Origin of the sequence: Shinella sp. AETb1-6 (assembly GCF_009826875.1) — a bacterium.
Classification (GTDB): Bacteria; Pseudomonadota; Alphaproteobacteria; order Rhizobiales; family Rhizobiaceae; genus Shinella; species Shinella sumterensis.
Genome location: NZ_WUMM01000024.1, coordinates 19,557 through 36,426 on the forward strand (window position 1 = coordinate 19,557; position 16,870 = coordinate 36,426).

A 16,870-nucleotide genomic window follows, 5' to 3' on the forward strand; every position below is an offset into this window, starting at 1 on the left:
TGATCGAACGGCGTCAGGCGATATCCGCAGGCGGCGCACGCGCCGCCGACGTCACGAGATGGCTATCGGCGAAGCAGCGCGAACGCCCCGGTACCACACCGGCCGCAGAGCCAAACGGCCCGGTGAATACGGCCTCAAGCGGACAGACCAGTTCGACACCGCGCCCATCCGAAGACATCAGCTTGCCTGCGACCTGCCCCTTCGCCCCTTCCAAACCGGTGGAAGCGGAAAGAGATCCCGCATTCTTCTGCGCGCCATGAACAAGAACGCGCGGCGCCACGCTGCCGGCCACGGGAGCCGATAACGTGAATGCCAGCAGCAAAATGCAGGTGAGCGCAGAGCAGAGGAGGCAGAACGCCGGATAAAACGGCCGATGCTGTCGCCTTGCTCCCGTCAAACGCCCTACCCTTCGATTCGCCTGCCTGTGATGGATATTTTCGTATCCGGACAATACGTTGGCGGGATCGGCGCTGTCCACCCGCGAGCATGAAATTTTTCCAAAATTGCAACGATTTGCCGCGTCTGGCAGGATGATTTTCCGTTTCGTGGGAAAAACCATGTTCGGCGACGCATGCAGGCCGGCTTGAAGCCCCGCCCCTTTGGGCGCATCCTTCTCAAGCGAATCGCACAAAGCAGGCCCACCCACGTTCCGGTTGACGGTGTCGTGGGCGGTTGAAGACTGGTGACACGGGAAGACCGACGGAACCGGAGAATTTCGTGCCGAAGCTTCGGCGGTCCCAACCGCGGCGCATGCACGACATCAATCACTCTCACTAGAGGACCAGCGATGACGGATACGCGAAGGGAATGGATCAGCAAGAGAGCCTATACGATCTGGGAGGAAGCCGGCCGGCCGGACGGGCGCGACGGCGACCATTGGGATCAGGCCGAGCGGGAACACGCCGATTTCGAGAAGGGCGCGGTCGCGAAGAAGGCCGCCAAGAAGCCGCTGATCGAAATCTCCGGCAAGGCGAAGCCTGCGAAGGCGCAGCCGGCCAAGCCGAAGAAGAAGGAAGCCAAGGCGGAAAAACCAGCAGTCGCTAAAGTTCCTGCCAAGGCGAAAACGGCGAAGGCCGCAGCCGACAAATCGATCTGATCCGCCGGCGGCGGCCGTTTCGTCCGCCGCGGCGTCCTGCCCCCTTGGAAGCCGGCGGAAAGCGCTCTATCTGGACCTCGACCACTCCCAAGACGAGGTTCCCTTGCGCTGGATCTACATGCTGGCCGGCCTTTTCATGACGGCGCTCGGCATTGTCGGCGCCTTCCTGCCGCTGTTGCCGACCACGCCGTTCCTTCTGGTCGCGGTCTGGTGTTTCTCGCGATCCTCGCCGCGCCTGGAGCAATGGTTGCTCAACCACCGCACGCTGGGGCCGCCGCTGACGAATTGGCGCCGCGAAGGCGCCATCTCGGCGCGGGCGAAAACGATGGCCGTATCGCTGATCGTCGCGAGCTACGGCTTCTTCTGGTATCGCACACAGCCATCGCCGCTTTTAGCTGTAATCGTCGGGCTGGTGCTTGCGGGAAGCGTCACCTTCATCCTCACACGCCCGCTGCCGAAAGGTTGAGATGACCAACAAGACCGCAGCGCCCGTCGTCGTATGGTTCCGCAAGGACCTTCGACTGGATGACAACGCCGCCCTTGCCGCGGCCGCCGACACGGGACGCCCCGTGATCCCTCTCTATATCCGCGAACCGGAGGCCGCCGGCACCGGGCCGCTGGGTGCCGCCCAGGCCTGGTGGCTGCATCACGCGCTTGCCTCGCTTGCGCGTGGCCTCGAAAAAGCCGGCTCGCCGCTCGTACTGCGATCCGGCGCGGCCGCCGGTGTTCTGCGCAAGTTTGTCCCGGAAACGGGTGCGGATACGCTTTACTGGAACCGCAGGCATGATCCGGCCGGCATTTCCATCGACAAGGAGATAAAGCGCGTGTTCAAGGCCGAAGGCCTCGACGTGCACAGTTTCTCCGGACAATTGCTGCACGATCCGACACGCCTCCTGACGGGCGAGAAGAAGCCCTACCGCGTCTATACGCCATTCTGGAAGGCGCTCGAACGCGAGGGCGAACCGCCGGAACCGATCGAGGCACCGAAGCACATCAAGGCCCCAACGAAGGCGCCGCCGTCCGAAATGCTAGACGATTGGAAATTCCTGCCCGTCAAACCGGACTGGGCGGCATCCTTCAAGGACATCTGGACGCCCGGCGAGGCAGCCGCACGCGAACGCCTGGACGACTTCGTGGACGGCGCCATTGCGGGCTACAAGGTGGATCGAGACCATCCCGCGCTCGACGCGACGTCCAGGATGTCGCCCTACCTGGCGCTCGGTGAAATCTCCCCTGCCCGCATCTGGCATGCAACGCGCGGCCTGAAGGCGCCCGCCGACGACGTGATCCACTTCCGCAAGGAACTGGCCTGGCGCGAATTCTGCCACCATCTGCATTTTCATTTTCCCGCCCTTGCCGAGAAGAACTGGAACGAGCGCTTCGATGACTTTCCCTGGGAGAAGGCAGGCAAGCATTTCCGCCTGTGGACGCAGGGCATGACGGGCTACCCGATCGTCGATGCCGGCATGCGCCAGCTCTGGAAACATGGCTGGATGCACAATCGGGTCCGCATGATCACGGCGTCGTTCCTCATCAAGCATCTGATGATCGACTGGCGGCATGGCGAGAAGTGGTTTCGCGATACGCTGGTGGACGCAGACGCCGCATCGAACCCGGCCAACTGGCAATGGGTCGCGGGCTCGGGTGCCGACGCCTCCCCCTTCTTCCGCATCTTCAATCCGATCCTGCAGGGTGAGAAATTCGACCCCGACGGCACCTATGTCCGCGCCTTCGTGCCGGAACTGGAGCATCTCGACGCGGCCTTTATCCACAAACCGTTCGATGCGCCCGCTGGCGTGTTGAAAGAGGCGAATATCGAGTTGGGCACGACCTATCCCAAGCCCATCGTCGACCACGCCAAGGCGCGCGAACGCGCACTGGCGGCCTACAAATCCCTGAAGAACGCCTGACCTAGCCGTTCCCGGCCAGGGTCTTGGACAGAAGCGACACGAGCGCGTCTCCGGCATCCTCCAGAGCGCCGCTGTTGTCGATGACGACAGTGTTAGCGGCGACCACGATTTCGGGGACTGCACGGTCGAGACGCTTGCGGATTGCGTCTGCGGTCTCGCGGCCGCGTGCGGCAAGCCGTTCGGCAAGAATGTCCGGGCGGGCCGTGATCAGCACGACGGTGAGGCGGGGAAAGGCGGCTGCGAAGGCCGGAAGTGCGGAACGGCTGCCGTTGGCGATCAGCGTCACGCCCTTCTCCAGCTGGGCCAGCGTCCCGGAGGGAATGCCGTAGGACAGGTCATGGGCCTCCCACGACACGGCGAAGCCGCCCTCGGATTTGCGCCGTGCGAAACCCGCGGCATCGATGGCCTCATGCGCCTCCCCACCGGCATCGGCGGGCCGGGTGATGACGCGGCGCACGAACTGCACGCGCGCCTCGCCAGCGAAATGCCGCGCGGCATAGGACATCACGCTGTCCTTGCCGGCACCGCTCGGGCCGACGACCACCACCATCGTGCCAGCGGCGACACGCGGCGCATGCGACTTCGCCTCCACGCTCATGCCACGCGGCGACCCTGACGCCAGACCGAGCGGACGACCGGTACGCCATCCGGCCGGCGCACGCGCACGATATCGGCGCGCAGGCCCTTGGCAATCGCACCGCGGTCATCGAGACCAACCGTGCGGGCAGGCGTGGTCGAGACCATCGCAATCGCCGTCGGAAGATCGATACCCTCCACCTCGTCGGCCAGAATGAAGGGCGCATGCATCAGGCTGAAGGGCACATAGTCGGAGGACAGAACATCGAGCACGCCCATCCGGGCCAGATCGCGCGCCGCGATGTTGCCGGAATGGGACTTGCCACGCACGATGTTGGGCGCACCCATGAGCACGCTCATGCCCGCACCATGCGAGGCCTTCGCCGCTTCGACGCTGGTCGGGAACTCGGCCAGGCGGATACCGTAGCCGATCGCTTCCTCGACATGCTCCAGAGTAGCGTCGTCATGGCTGGCGACAGAGATGTTGCGCGCCGCGCAGGATGCGGCGATGGCGTCGCGGTGCGGCTTGGCGTAACGCGCGGAAAGCTCCTGCTGCCGCTTGCAGAATTCGGCGAACTCGGCATCCGAGAGGCCACGCTTCTTCTGGTAGTAGAGAACGTACTGGTCCATCGTCTGGAACTGCCGCTGGCCCGGCGCGTGATCCATCAGGGAAACGAGACGGACCATTGGGTCGCCCTCGAATTCTGCATAATGATCCAATACGTTATCTGTGGAAACTTCACACCGCAGATGAATGAGGTGTTCCGCGCGAAGACGGTCTTCCGCCTGCGCCTCGGCAAGAGCATCGGCCATGGCGCGCATCTCGCCCTGCTCGAAACCGCCGTCCGAATCCGAGCCCATGCGCAGGCAATCGAAGACGGTGGTGATGCCTGACGTGACGACCTGTGCATCATGCGACTGGATCGCCGCGGTCTTGCCCCAGCGAACGCCGGGGCGCGGCGAGTAATGCGCTTCGAGATGGTCTGTGTGCAGCTCGACGAGACCGGGAATGAGGAAATCGCCTTCCATGTCCTCGCCGGCAGCAGACACCCCCTCGGCGATATCGGCGATGAGGCCGTCGCGCAGAACGAGCGTGCCGTCCAGAACCCGGTCCTCAAGCACGATTTTTGCATTGGAAAGAATAGTTTCGCGGGTCATCTTCATGCAGTCTTTCTGTTGGCGGCCCCACCCAGCGGGAAGAGCGAATGAACGGTGAAATCGGCGCCGCGCGACGGCTCCCGGAAGAGCGCCAGCCCGCCGAGCGTCAGCGGACGACCATGGAAATCGGCGAAATGATCGAGAAGGGCGGCTTCGACGGCGTCACGGCTTTCAAGCGGGACGCGGCCCGTCAGCGTCATGTGGAAGCGGAACTCGTCGAAGACGTAGGGATAACCCCACTGCACCAGATTTTGCCGCTCGGCGGCGCCCAGTTCATCCGGCTTGCGCCGCGCGATATCGGCCGAGGTCAGCGGGGCGCGGAAACGCTCGAAGCGCCGGACCACGTCGCCGGCGAAACTTTGCAGTGGCTCGCAATGATCGCCAGGTATCAGCGCGAAAAAGGAACCGAGGCGCCCCACCACGAGCTCGGGAATGTCGAAGGCTTCCATCTCGCAAACGAAGCGGCCGATTTCGGCAACAAGCTCGGCTTCGCTGCGGCCTTCGGCCAATGCGAACGGCGCCTTCAGGGTGGCATGGAAACCGTAACGGCGCGGGTCTGCCGTCAGCCCCGCCACCGCCGACGCCTCGAAATTGCCGATCGCCGGCTGCTCCAGCGCAGCACCGGTAAAGGCGTTGCGTCCGAGCCAGCGTTGGGCGGCGAGGGTCAGGGGATCGCTGGCGGGCGGGGTGAAGTAAAGGGCGTATCGCAAAGGCTCATTCCTGTGAAACTCGTTCGACGCCGCCCGCGAAGGCGACGCCGGATCATGAAAGCATTCCTGTGGCAGCATCATGCCGCCATGCCATCAATGCATCGGCTTTCCGATCAATCGCGACCTTAGCGCATTCGAAATTCCATCGAACACAAAGACCACGATGAGAATCAGCACCACCATATAAGCCACCTTGTCCCAATCGGCATTCGTGCCCATCGCCTCCAGGAGCTTCAGACCGATGCCGCCGGCGCCGACCGCGCCGATGATCGTCGCTGACCGGGTGTTGGATTCCCAGAAGTATAGCGACTGCGAGACGAAGACCGGCAGGACCTGCGGCAGCACGCCGAACCGGTTGACGGTCAGGGACGATGCCCCGACGGACTTCACTCCCTCGCGCTGCTTGTCATCGACGTTCTCCAACGCCTCGGCATAGACCTTACCAAGCGCGCCCGTGTCCGTGAAGAAGATCGCGGCGATGCCGGGGATCGGTCCGGGGCCGAAACCGCGCGTGAAGAACAGCGCCCAGATCAGCATGTCGATCGACCGCAGGAAATCGAAGAGCCGCTTCATGCCCCAGTTCGCGGCGCGGTTCAGCGTGATGTTGCGGGCGGCAATGAAGGCGAGCGGCAGGGCAAACAGCGTGCCGAGAAGCGTGCCGACGAAAGCCATGACCAGTGTCTGGAGCAGCTTGGACAGGATATCGGCATGCTGCCAGGCGCTATTGCCCAGGAAGTCATCGACCATATGGCGCACGTTCGAACGATCCGGATCGACGCGCTCGGCCAGGAGCGCGAGGTTCGCGATCTCGCCGAACGATTTCCCCCAGAAGGGCGAACGGATATCGAAGAAGAAGTTCGCCCAGCCGAGGAACCGGCGCTGGACATAGACCTGCGATCCGCGGATCTCGGCACTGCCCTCGAAGCCATAATCGACCATGACCTTCGTGCCGTCGAAAACAACGCCCGCAGGCGCGCCCTCCGGCGGCTCCACACCCTCCGCGGTGATGGCGACCGGATAGGATGCTCCGTCGACGAAGATATCGACGCGGTCGGGATGAACGTCCAACCGGTTCCCCTCACCGTCGTAAATCACGCTATAGCCACCATCCGCCATCGGGCGCAGCCAATCGATATCAGCACCCTCTGGATATTGCCGGCGGCTCGACCATTGCGGCACGACGGCGCCATCGACGAAACGCAGGCGCGGTTGCGCGCGCCAGGAATACCAGTCCTGGACATAGATGGCGGCACGGTCCCAGCGCCCCTGCATGAACGCGGGGCCGACATTGAAGGCAACAAAGCAGACGGCGAGATAGAGGACGGTAACGCCGGCACACAGCGCCAGTCCCCAACGCTGCCAGAAGCTGCGCCGGAAGACATCGGGATAGGAGGCCAGAAGCCGATCGCGCTCGGCGGCGTGGATCATGGTCGGCGACATCAGACGGCTCCCCGTGCGGCGTCGAGGAACTGCTGGCCGATCAGGCGCCGGCGCAGCCACGACGAAAACTGGTCGACCGCGATGATGGTGACGAGCAGGAGGATAACGATCGCATAGGTCTTGGCGGCGTGGTCGCGGCCGATGGCCAGGCGGAACACCTCGCCGATGCCGCCACCCCCGACGGCGCCGATGATCGTCGAGGCCCGCACATTGATCTCGGCACGCAGCAGCGTGTAGGACACGAAATTCGGCAGGACCTGGGGAACGATGGCATAACGCACGCGCTCGACCCAGCGCGCGCCGGTGGCGCGCAGCCCCTCGTCGGGGCGCATATCAACGTTCTCCACGACCTCGAAGAACAGCTTTCCGAGCGCGCCGATCGTGTGGATGGTGATCGCCACGATTGCGGCAATCGGCCCGATGGACAGGATGGCGGTCAGGAGGCCGGCGACCACGATTTCCGGAAAGGCGCGCATGACCTCCATGATCCGGCGTACGACCCAGCGCGTGGCGCCCGCGCCGACGAGATTGGTCGAGGCGAAGAAGCAGAGCAGGAAGGCCAGCACGAAGCCGATGATCGTGGCGATCAGCGCAATGTTCACCGTGATGATCAGCTGGTAGATGAAATGCGGGATATAGAAGCCATCCGTGATGTAGACCCGCTCGGACGTATAGTCGTAGCGCAGCGACCCGTCGGCATAGGGCGACGGCAGGTCGAACATCGCACGCACGATTTCCATCGGGCTGTCGGGCACGAAATTGCGGATGAAATCGAAAACGTACGGCAGGCGTTCGAAGAACTTGCCGGAATTCGCGCTGTTGGCGAAATCGAGCGACGCCCACAGCGCGACGAGGAAGACGACGATCGCGAGGACGGTATAGATCCGCCGCGTGCGCAGCTGCTGCTGGTAGTGCCGCATCACCGCGGCGGCGGACGGTCCAAGACCGTTCATCGTGTTTTCAGCCGTGCCGGACGCCATGCCGCTTTCTCCTGTGGGGTGGGGGGCGCCTGAAGACGCCACCCACAACATGTTGGCGATCAGCCGCCGATGACGGACTTACGGGCGTCGATGATCGTCTGGTAGAACGACTGGTCGACCTTGATGTAGTCCTTGTTGGCGCCCTGCGTGTAGGACTGGAAGCAGGCCAGGTCCTTCTTCGGCAGCTCGAAGAAATACTGCTCGACCTTGGCGCGCATGTCTTCCGGCAGCTTGTTGGACACCATCAGCGGGCCGTTCGGGATCAACGGCGACTTCCAGACCTCGACGATGTCGTCCATGTCGAGGTTGCCCTTGTTGACCATCTGGTAGAGGTTGCCGCCCGTATACCCCTCTTCCCACTTGCCGACGCCCGAACCGAAGGTCGTGCCGACATCGAACTTGCCGTCGAGAACGGCGAGAACGAGGTTCTCGTGGCCGCCGCCAAAGCCGGTTTCAGAGAAGTATTCCTTGACCGGCATACCGATTTCCTTCGGCAGCGTCACGCTCGGAACGAGGTAGCCCGAGGTCGAATCCGGGTCGGCGAAGCCGATCTTCTTGCCCTTGGCGTCGGCCAGCGTCTTGATGCCGGAATCCTTGCGGGCGACCATGATGGAGTAATAGCCGCTGGAGCCGTCCGACTGCGTGTAGGTCAGGATCGGGTCGACAGCCTTCGGGTCCTGAAGGTAGATGGCGGCGTAGGACGAAGCGCCCATCGAGGCGATGTCGATCGTGCCGCCGAGCAGGCCCTGGATGACGCCGTTATAGTCCGGCGACGGGAAGATCTGGACTTCCGGCACGCCGGTCGCGGCCTTCAGGCCGTCGGCAACGCACTGGGTGTTGCGGATCTGGTCGGCTTCGTTTTCCGAGCCGTCGAGACCGATGCGCAGGACCTTGACGTCCTGGGCCATGGCGGAACCGGCCGTCACGGCGATTGCGACGGCGGCGAGCAGAGCTTTCTTCAACATTGCGTTCTCCTTTTGCCGGCCTCGCCGGCAGTCGAATCCTGTCGGTCTGTGTTGCCCTTGACGCGGGCGTTCGATCCCGGCGGGTCAGAGACCGGCCAGTGCCAGCGGTGTGGGGCTGGCGGATTCCTTGTCGTTGTCGGGTTCGTTGTCCTGCCGGGCAGGATTGCGAATGGCAGTGGACGTGACCCTCTCGTCGATCTCCGCGCCATCTGAACCCGTGCCGTAGATCGTGCGCACGGCCTCGGCGTCCAGCTCCCGCGACGGGCCGTCGAAGACCACCCGGCCGCCCGACATGCCGATGATGCGCTCGCAATAGGCGCGCGCCGTATCGAGGGTGTGCAGGTTGGTGACGACGGTGATGCCCTCGCGCTCGTTGATGTCGCGCAGCGCATCCATCACGATCTTGGCGTTCAGCGGGTCGAGCGAGGCAATGGGCTCGTCGGCAAGCAGCATCTTGGGGTTCTGCATCAGCGCGCGGGCGATCGCCACGCGCTGCTGCTGGCCGCCCGACAGCGTGCCCGCGGGCTGGAGCGCCGTCTGCTCGATGCCGAGCCGTTCCAGCGCGGCGATTGCCATGATGCGCTCGTCGTTGCTGAAGATGCTCAGCAGGCTGAGGATGGTCGAACGATGGTTGAGGCGGCCGAGCATGACATTGGTCAGTACATCCAGGCGCGGCACGAGGTTGAACTGCTGGAAGATCATCGCGCAGTCGCGCTGCCAGTTGCGCAACGCCGGGCCGCGCAGTGACGACACCTCGATATCGTTGAAATGGATCGTGCCCTCGCTCGGATCGGCAAGGCGGTTGATCATGCGCAGCATGGTCGACTTGCCGGCGCCCGAACGGCCGATGACGCCGACCATCTGGCCCTGCGGGATGTCGAACGTCACGTTGTCGACGGCAACGCGCTCGCCGAAACGGCGGGTGACATTCTTCAGTCGGAACATGGCAGCTCCCTCTTCCTTCGTTCGGCGCCCGGGCTTGGGTCCTGTCGCTTTCGGGACTGGCTCTAAACGTCGTTGATGAAGGGGCCATGTCAGTTCCATGTCGGAAAAATAACAGTCCACAGGCCTGGTTTTCAGGCGTTGCGGTACGTCTTCTCACCCGCCGTAGCGGGAAAGGAAGGCTTCTGCCTCGAGTTTGCGAAAGTCGTCGAGCGCGCTGCGCAGCCGGGCATGATCCCAGTCCCACCACGCCAGTTTTTCCATGCGATCGGCGATACTTCGCGGGAAGCGCTCGCGAATGACTTTCGCCGCGACACCGCCGACAATGGTATAGGGTTCGACGTCCTTGGTGACGACCGCACCCGATCCCACGACCGCGCCGTTGCCGATCGTAACGCCCGGCAGGATGGTCGAACCGTGGCCGATCCAGACATCGTGCCCAATCGCGACCCGATGCTCGCGTCGTTGCGCGAAGAAATCCGCCTCCTGGTCGGCATCGGGCCAGTAATCGTTGGCGCGGTAGGTGAAGTGATGCAGCGTCGCGCGCCACATCGGATGGTTCGTCGCGTTGATGCGCACGCAGGCGGCGATGTTGACGAACTTGCCGATCGTCGCGCACCAGACCGAGCCGCTCTCCATGATATAGGAATAGTCGCCGATTTCGGCCTCGCTGATGCGGCAGTTCTCGGCAACTTCCGTGTAACGGCCAAGCATCGTATCGGAGACGATCGCTGTCGGGTGGATCAGCGGCGTTTCGGAGAGCTTCGTCATGCCACGGCCTTTCTCGGCGAGAAGGCGGAGACATCCACGATGCGATCGGCGACCCTTTCGCGCACATCTTCGTCGTGGAAGATGCCGAGAAGCGCCACCCCTGCGGCCTTCTTCTCCTCGATCATGCCCACCACGACGGCACGGTTCTTCGCGTCGAGCGAAGCCGTCGGCTCATCGAGCAGGAGGATACGGTGATCGGTGATGAAACCGCGGGCGATGTTGACGCGCTGCTGCTCGCCGCCGGAGAAGGTGGCGGGCGGCAATTGCCAAAGTTCACGCGGCAGGTTGAGGCGCGCCAGCATGGCCTCGGCCATGCTCCTCGCCTCTTTCGCGTCCGTTCCCCGCGCCGTGAGCGGCTCGGCGACGACATCGACAGCCGCGACCCGTGGCACCGTTCGCAGAAACTGGCTGACATAGCCGAGCGTTGCCCGGCGCACGGACAGGATCGTGCGCGGATCGGCGCTCGCCAGGTCGAGCAGGCGGCCGCCGTGTTCGATGAGGATCTGGCCGCCATCGACAGCATAATTGCCATAGACCATCTTGAGCAGCGAACTCTTGCCAATGCCGGAGGGACCGCCCAGCACGACGCATTCGCCGGCCTTCACCGAAAAGGTGACGTTGGACATGACGGGCAACCGGATGCCGTCGCGGAGATGCATAGTGAAGCTTTTGGCGACTTCGGAAACGACGAGTGGAGTAGCCATGGTTAAACCTGCAAGATCGAGGAAACGAGGAGCTGGGTATAGGCTTCGCGCGGGTCGTCCAGCACGCGATCGGTCAGGCCCTGCTCGATGACGAGGCCGTCCTTCATCACCATCATGCGGTGCGAAAGCAGGCGCGCGACGGCAAGGTCATGCGTCACGATGATCGCCGAAAGACCAAGATCCTGAACGAGGCCGCGCAGAAGATCGAGCAGGCGGGCCTGCACCGAGACGTCGAGGCCGCCGGTCGGCTCGTCCATGAAGATCAGCCGTGGCGACGTCACGAGGTTGCGCGCGATCTGCAGGCGCTGTCGCATGCCGCCGGAGAAGGCGCGTGGCTGGTCGTCGATGCGGTCCCCGCTGATCTCCACCCGGCGCAGCCAGTCGCCGGCGGTATCGCGGATATTGCCATAGTGCCGCTCGCCAACGGCCATCAGCCGTTCGCCGACATTGGCGCCGGCCGAGACTGCCATGCGCAGGCCGTCCGCCGGATTCTGGTGCACAAAACCCCAGTCCGTGCGCATCAGGAAGCGACGCTCCGCCTCGCTCATGCGGGAGAGGTCGCGCATCTGGCCGTCACGCATGCGGTATTCGACGGAACCTGACGTCGGCATCAGCCGGGTGGCAAGGCAATTGAGCAGCGTCGTCTTGCCCGACCCGGATTCGCCGACGATGGCCAGCACCTCGCCCGGCCAGAGGTCGAAAGAGACATTCCGGCAACCGGTGCGCGCGCCGTAGAATTTGGAGATATCGCGGGCCTTGAGAATGGGCGTGTCGGTCATTCGGCAGCCTCCTTATCATAGGCCAGATGGCCGCGGTGGCCCCGTGCACAGCGGTCTTCGCAATGGTCGGTGTCGGAGCAGACGAACATCCGTCCGCCCTTGTCGTCGAGCACGACCTCGTCGAGATAGACGTCCTCGGCGCCGCACAGGGCACAGGGCTTGTCGAAGGTCTGGATCTCGAAGGGATGATCCTCGAAATCGAGGCTGACGACCTCGGTGTGGGGCGGCACAGCGTAAATGCGCTTCTCGCGTCCCGCGCCGAAGAGCTGGAGCGCTTCCGACATGTGCATCTTCGGATTGTCGAATTTCGGCGTCGGCGAAGGATCCATGACGTAACGCCCCTCGACTTTCACCGGATAGGCATAGGTCGTGGCGATATGGCCGTTCCTGGCGATGTCCTCGTAGAGCTTCACATGCATGAGGCCGTATTCCTCCAGCGCATGCATCTTTCGGGTCTCGGTCTCGCGCGGTTCGAGGAAGCGCAGCGGCTCGGGGATCGGCACCTGGTAGACCAGCGTCTGGCCGGCCGTCAGCTTTTCCTCCGGGATGCGATGGCGTGTCTGGATGATGGACGCTTCGCGCGTCCTGGTGGTCACCGCGACATTGGCGACCTTTTGGAAGAAGGCACGGATGGAAACGGCGTTGGTTGTGTCGTCGGCTCCCTGGTCGATGACCTTCAGCACATCATCGGGCCCGAGGATCGCCGCCGTCACCTGCACGCCGCCGGTGCCCCATCCATAGGGCATGGGCATTTCGCGCGAGGCGAACGGCACCTGATAGCCGGGAATGGCTATGGCCTTCAGGATCGCGCGGCGGATCATGCGCTTCGTCTGTTCGTCGAGATAGGCGAAATTGTAGGTTGCGAGATCGCTCATTTGCTCACCGTCTCCAGCCTGGAATAGCTCGCCAGCCGCTCGTCGAGCGTGCCGCTGTGCAGTTCGAAAAGATGGTTGTCGTCGTCGTGGAAATAGAGGGATCGACCCTCCCCCTCCACGCGCGGGCGTGGCGGCCGCACATCGAGGCCGAGCCGTTCGATGCGCTCGCGATAAAGGTCCAGCGTGTCATGAGGCACCTTGAAGGCGATGTGATTGTACGTGCGCTCGCAGAGCGGCTCGCCTTCCATGATGGCAATCCAGAGCCCACCGATGACGAAGAAGCGCTCCGGCGAAAGGGAGAACTGCCGCTTTCCGCTGGCATAGACCTGCTTTGCGTCGAAAACGCCCTGCAGAATGTCCGTCATCCGGTCGAGATCACGCACGATGAACGTGATGTGGGAAAGGCCCTCGATCATTCCGCGGCCTCCGCGATGTCATCGGTACTGCCGGCCAGTTTCTCCTCGTATTCACGCCGCATGCGGCGCACGAGGGCAAGTTCGGCCTGGAAGTCCACGTAGTGCGGGAGTTTCAGGTGCTCGACGAAACCGGTCGCCTGCACATTGTCGGAATGGGAGATGACGAATTCCTCATCCTGCGCGGGCGCAACGACATCCTCGCCGAATTCCTCCGCGCGCAAGGCACGATCCACCAATGACATCGCCATGGCCTTGCGTTCGCTCTGGCCGAAGACGAGCCCGTAGCCTCGCGTAAACTGCGGCGGGGTCTTCGCCGAGCCCTTGAACTGCGCGATCATCTGGCATTCGGTGATCTGAATGCGGCCGAGAGACACGGAAAAGCCGAGCTCCGGCATGTCGAGCTCTACCTCGACTTCGCCGATGCGCACTTCCCCGACGAAAGGATGGGTGCGGGCATAGCCGCGCTGGGTGGAGTAGCCGAGCGCCAGCAGGAAACCCTCGTCGCCCCGGGCGAGTGCCTGCAAGCGCAGGTCGCGCGCCATCGGGAACTCCAGCGGCTCGCGGGTGATATCACCGGGCACATGGCCGTCCGGCAGGCTGCCGTCGTCCTCTACAAGGCCTTCGCCGGCGAGGATATCGGACACACGCATGACCGGCTCCCCGCTGTCTTCGCGCTCCAGCGGCGCGTCGATATCGGCGTCCGCCAGCAGGGACGGGTCGAGTAGACGGTGCGTATAGTCGAAGGTCGGGCCGAGAAGCTGGCCGCCGGGCAGATCCTTGTAGGTCGCGGAGACGCGGCGCTCGATCACCATGGCGGACGTATCGACGGGCTTCGAATAGCCGAAGCGCGGCAGGGTCGTACGGTAGGCGCGCAGGATAAAGATCGCCTCGATCATGTCGCCCCGCGCCTGCCGGATGGCGAGCGCCGCAAGCGCCCGGTCATACAGCGAGGCCTCCGCCATCACGCGGTCCACGGCAAGGCCGAGCTGCGCGACGATCTGGTTGATGCCGATCGCCGGCAGTGCGCGATCGCCGCGGCGGCGATCGGCGAGAAGGCGGTGAGCGTTGGCAATGGCGGCTTCGCCACCCTTGACGGCAACATACATGGCTCAGGCCTCCTTGATGTGCAGAACGGTGGTGCGCGGCAGGCAAAGGACCCTGCTGCCGGCGACAAGGATCAGGTCGACACCGCGGGGGAAATTCTGTCGGTTCTGCGCCCGAAACTGCGCAAACATGTCGGGCAGACCCACCGGCGTGATGGTCTCTTGCGTGCGAATACCCGGCCCGGTGAGCGTGAACGGGCTTCCGCCTTCGAATGCCTCGATCTCGACCACAAGCGTGGTTGAACGATCCGGGTAGTCCTGCGTGCCCTGCGCGAAGAGGCAGAGATCAGGCAGGACCCCGCCCTTTTCGACGAAGGCAAATCGGGCGTCCTGTCGCTCGGCGGTAATGGTCGCACCCGTGTGAAAGGCAAGCCAGGTGGGCAATGCAGAGGCGGCAAGCGCCGGGGTCAACCACACGGCCGTATCGTGATCGCACAGCGTGAGTGCAATGGCGCCGGCTGCCGGAGAGAGAGGTGCGGGCGGCACGGCATCGCCGGTGATGTCGCCGACCGTGCCGGGACGGGCCATGCCGTCCATCAGCGTGCGAAAGACGGCCTGCGCTGCGAAGACCGGCTCCGGGAAACCGCCGGAAAAGGTGTCGGTATCGGGTGTCATCAGTCCTCTCCGCGAACCATGGTGAAGAAATCGACGCGGGTGGCGGCCGTCTGGCGAGCCTTTGCGGCATCCTCGCCCGCAACACGCGCCGCAATGGCCGCAAGAAGCCTTTCGACCGCGGCCTTGCGTGTCGGCTGCTGGAAAAGCGCGTCGAAGATCGCCGCAAGCCGGGCCTTCGCGCCGTCCGTGCCCAGCGTCTGGCCGTGGCCGACCGTGCCGTCCCCAAGTCGAATACTGGCGCGGCTCACCGTTGCCTCCCCGAGATTGAACGGCGCGCCACCGCCGCCGATACGCCCGCGAACCATCACGAGGCCGGTCTCCGGGCCGCGCACCGGCTGCGCGTCCGGCTTGTCATCAAGCGCGTCGAACGCGGACTGCAATTCGGCGCGGGTCGCTTTTGCCAGAAGGCCGATCGCTCTGCGCCGCTCGCCATCGACATCCGTCGCGCCGGGGTCGGCAGATTTTTGAACTGATGCCATTGCCTCACTCCTAAATGTCTATTAATCTAGACAACTATACATCTAATTCTTGTCTTAATCCGGCGGAATGACAAGGGTGTGACAGATATTTCTTAGGGCGACGAAAATGGTGGAACGACAAACGGGCGTGGCGCTCTGGCGGCAGATTGCAGACCGCATGCGCCTTGCGATCAACAATGGTGATTTCGATGAGACCGGAATGATGCCGCCGGAGACGGTTCTTGCCGCACGGTTCGGCGTGAACCGCCATACGGTGCGCAGCGCCATGGCGACGCTTGCAGATGAAGGCATCGTGCGCGCCATCCAGGGTGTCGGCACCCGCATCGAGCGGCGCGACAGGCTGCGTTTTCCGATTTCACGGCGAACGCGCTTCTCGCAGGGCCTCGGAAGTCAGGCGCGCGAGATTGAGGGACGGATGCTGGAGGCGGATACGGACGTTGCGCCCGCTTTGGTCGCGCAGGCGTTGGGATTGGCGGCAGGAACGCCGTGCGTGCGAATGGAAACCGTCAACAGTGCCGACAAGCGCCCCATATCACGTGCAACGCACTATTTCCCTTCGGAACGGTTTGCCGGCATTGCCGAAGCTTACGAGAAGACGCGTTCGATTACCGCAGCGCTTCGCGAACTTGGCGTCTCCGACTATGTGCGCCGGTCGACGGAGATTTCCGCGATCCATGCCGAAGGCGATGACATGCGCCACCTGAAACTCTCGCCTGGCGCGATCATCCTTGTCGCGACGGCCATCAACACCGATCTCGCGGGTATGCCGATCCAGTATTCGCGCACACGCTTCGCCGCGGATCGCGTCAAGCTGACGGTGGAGCCCGAAAAAGACGATATCGGTGACCTTGGCCAATCCGCCTAGGTCACCGACCGTCACGCTTCTCGGATTACAGGATCAGTTCGCGGTGCCGTCGGGCGTCACGCGCTGGCTTTCACCGCCCGTGCCGGACTGTGGCGTGGGTTCGCGGTCTGTCGGAACGGTCTGGCCGTTATCGGGAGCGGTGTCGTCGATCGCGCCATTTGGTGTGGCGTTGCCGGTGCCCGTCGATGTGCCGCTGGTCGATGTGGCCTGACCGCTATCGGCGGGGTCGGAGGGCGCGATACGGTTGCCCCAGATCTCGACCACGCCCCAGACGAGAAATGCCAGCACGAGGCTCACGCCCAACACCTTCAGAATGGGAACGCCGGGACCGCCCTGCCTCGTCTCGCGAGCCGCATATTCCTTTCGGACGGGCTCGTGGGTGCGGGTGATCGGATCGCCGCGTTCGTCTTTCTGATGGGCCATGTCAGCACTCCCTGCATTTGATGTCAGGAAGGGAACTTCTCATCGGCACGAAAGTTCCGGGCC

21 protein-coding genes are annotated in these 16,870 nt (G+C 63.7%); 4 read left to right on the top strand and 17 right to left on the bottom strand.

What is annotated here, in order from left to right:
- Positions 1-13 precede the first annotated feature (13 nt).
- Positions 14-631, bottom strand: coding sequence for a hypothetical protein (locus GR158_RS24385; RefSeq protein ID WP_160872959.1), 618 nt, complete (start codon positions 629-631; stop codon positions 14-16).
- 156 nt (positions 632-787) lie between these two features.
- Between GR158_RS24385 and GR158_RS24390 the strand changes: the two genes are divergently transcribed.
- The 3 genes from GR158_RS24390 to GR158_RS24400 all read left to right on the top strand — a co-directional run bounded on the left by GR158_RS24390 (position 788) and on the right by GR158_RS24400 (position 3,006).
- Positions 788-1,096: a DUF2934 domain-containing protein gene (locus tag GR158_RS24390; protein WP_160872960.1), complete on the top strand. Its 309-nt coding sequence runs from the start codon at positions 788-790 to the stop codon at positions 1,094-1,096.
- Between the two features lie 103 nt (positions 1,097-1,199).
- Positions 1,200-1,562 (top strand): YbaN family protein, encoded by a 363-nt coding sequence (locus GR158_RS24395; RefSeq protein ID WP_134652445.1) that lies wholly within the window; start codon positions 1,200-1,202, stop codon positions 1,560-1,562.
- Position 1,563: 1 nt separating this feature from the next.
- Positions 1,564-3,006 (top strand): deoxyribodipyrimidine photo-lyase, encoded by a 1,443-nt coding sequence (locus GR158_RS24400; RefSeq protein WP_160872961.1) that lies wholly within the window; start codon positions 1,564-1,566, stop codon positions 3,004-3,006.
- Position 3,007: 1 nt separating this feature from the next.
- Here GR158_RS24400 and phnN read toward each other — a convergent pair whose 3' ends face one another.
- From phnN to phnG, 15 genes are all read right to left on the bottom strand, one after another.
- Complete coding sequence (gene phnN, locus GR158_RS24405; RefSeq protein WP_160872962.1) at positions 3,008-3,604, bottom strand: phosphonate metabolism protein/1,5-bisphosphokinase (PRPP-forming) PhnN; 597 nt, start codon at positions 3,602-3,604, stop codon at positions 3,008-3,010.
- Positions 3,601-4,740: an alpha-D-ribose 1-methylphosphonate 5-triphosphate diphosphatase gene (locus GR158_RS24410; protein ID WP_160872975.1), complete on the bottom strand. Its 1,140-nt coding sequence runs from the start codon at positions 4,738-4,740 to the stop codon at positions 3,601-3,603. The genes phnN and GR158_RS24410 overlap by 4 nt, the downstream gene beginning before the upstream one ends.
- Before the next feature lie 2 nt (positions 4,741-4,742).
- Positions 4,743-5,450, bottom strand: coding sequence for a DUF1045 domain-containing protein (locus tag GR158_RS24415; RefSeq protein WP_160872963.1), 708 nt, complete (start codon positions 5,448-5,450; stop codon positions 4,743-4,745).
- Between the two features lie 93 nt (positions 5,451-5,543).
- The gene (gene phnE / locus GR158_RS24420) at positions 5,544-6,893 is read right to left on the bottom strand and encodes a phosphonate ABC transporter, permease protein PhnE (protein WP_160872976.1); all 1,350 of its coding nucleotides are present in this window, start codon (positions 6,891-6,893) and stop codon (positions 5,544-5,546) included.
- On the bottom strand, positions 6,890-7,810 hold the full coding sequence (phnE, locus tag GR158_RS24425) for a phosphonate ABC transporter, permease protein PhnE (RefSeq protein WP_160872977.1): 921 nt from the start codon (positions 7,808-7,810) through the stop codon (positions 6,890-6,892). Before phnE (GR158_RS24425) ends, phnE (GR158_RS24420) begins: the two co-directional genes overlap by 4 nt.
- 119 nt (positions 7,811-7,929) lie before the next feature.
- Positions 7,930-8,835 (bottom strand): phosphonate ABC transporter substrate-binding protein, encoded by a 906-nt coding sequence (phnD, locus tag GR158_RS24430; protein WP_134651247.1) that lies wholly within the window; start codon positions 8,833-8,835, stop codon positions 7,930-7,932.
- An 84-nt stretch (positions 8,836-8,919) separates the two neighbouring features.
- Positions 8,920-9,780, bottom strand: coding sequence for a phosphonate ABC transporter ATP-binding protein (gene phnC / locus GR158_RS24435; RefSeq protein WP_134651249.1), 861 nt, complete (start codon positions 9,778-9,780; stop codon positions 8,920-8,922).
- Between the two features lie 153 nt (positions 9,781-9,933).
- Positions 9,934-10,548, bottom strand: coding sequence for a DapH/DapD/GlmU-related protein (locus tag GR158_RS24440; RefSeq protein WP_160872964.1), 615 nt, complete (start codon positions 10,546-10,548; stop codon positions 9,934-9,936).
- Entirely contained in the window at positions 10,545-11,252 is a 708-nt protein-coding gene (phnL, locus tag GR158_RS24445; protein WP_160872965.1) for a phosphonate C-P lyase system protein PhnL, read from the bottom strand. Before phnL ends, GR158_RS24440 begins: the two co-directional genes overlap by 4 nt.
- A gap of 2 nt (positions 11,253-11,254) precedes the next feature.
- Positions 11,255-12,031, bottom strand: a complete 777-nt coding sequence (gene phnK / locus GR158_RS24450; protein WP_160872966.1) for a phosphonate C-P lyase system protein PhnK — start codon at positions 12,029-12,031, stop codon at positions 11,255-11,257.
- A complete protein-coding gene (locus tag GR158_RS24455) occupies positions 12,028-12,906 on the bottom strand; it encodes an alpha-D-ribose 1-methylphosphonate 5-phosphate C-P-lyase PhnJ (RefSeq protein WP_134651257.1) in 879 nt (292 codons plus the stop codon). The genes phnK and GR158_RS24455 overlap by 4 nt, the downstream gene beginning before the upstream one ends.
- Positions 12,903-13,322 (bottom strand): FosX/FosE/FosI family fosfomycin resistance hydrolase, encoded by a 420-nt coding sequence (gene fosX, locus GR158_RS24460; RefSeq protein ID WP_160872967.1) that lies wholly within the window; start codon positions 13,320-13,322, stop codon positions 12,903-12,905. The genes GR158_RS24455 and fosX overlap by 4 nt, the downstream gene beginning before the upstream one ends.
- Positions 13,319-14,428, bottom strand: a complete 1,110-nt coding sequence (locus GR158_RS24465) for a carbon-phosphorus lyase complex subunit PhnI (RefSeq protein ID WP_160872968.1) — start codon at positions 14,426-14,428, stop codon at positions 13,319-13,321. Before GR158_RS24465 ends, fosX begins: the two co-directional genes overlap by 4 nt.
- Before the next feature lie 3 nt (positions 14,429-14,431).
- Positions 14,432-15,040 carry a phosphonate C-P lyase system protein PhnH gene (gene phnH, locus GR158_RS24470; RefSeq protein WP_160872969.1) on the bottom strand — a complete coding sequence of 203 codons (609 nt, stop codon included), beginning with the start codon at positions 15,038-15,040 and terminating at the stop codon, positions 14,432-14,434.
- A complete protein-coding gene (gene phnG / locus GR158_RS24475; RefSeq protein ID WP_160872970.1) occupies positions 15,040-15,519 on the bottom strand; it encodes a phosphonate C-P lyase system protein PhnG in 480 nt (159 codons plus the stop codon). The genes phnH and phnG overlap by 1 nt, the downstream gene beginning before the upstream one ends.
- Before the next feature lie 106 nt (positions 15,520-15,625).
- Here phnG and phnF point away from each other — a divergent pair, with 106 nt between their 5' ends.
- Positions 15,626-16,384: a phosphonate metabolism transcriptional regulator PhnF gene (gene phnF / locus GR158_RS24480; protein WP_160872971.1), complete on the top strand. Its 759-nt coding sequence runs from the start codon at positions 15,626-15,628 to the stop codon at positions 16,382-16,384.
- 33 nt (positions 16,385-16,417) lie between these two features.
- Here the strand turns inward: phnF and GR158_RS24485 are convergent, their stop codons facing one another.
- The gene (locus GR158_RS24485; protein WP_160872972.1) at positions 16,418-16,807 is read right to left on the bottom strand and encodes a hypothetical protein; all 390 of its coding nucleotides are present in this window, start codon (positions 16,805-16,807) and stop codon (positions 16,418-16,420) included.
- Positions 16,808-16,870 lie beyond the last annotated feature (63 nt).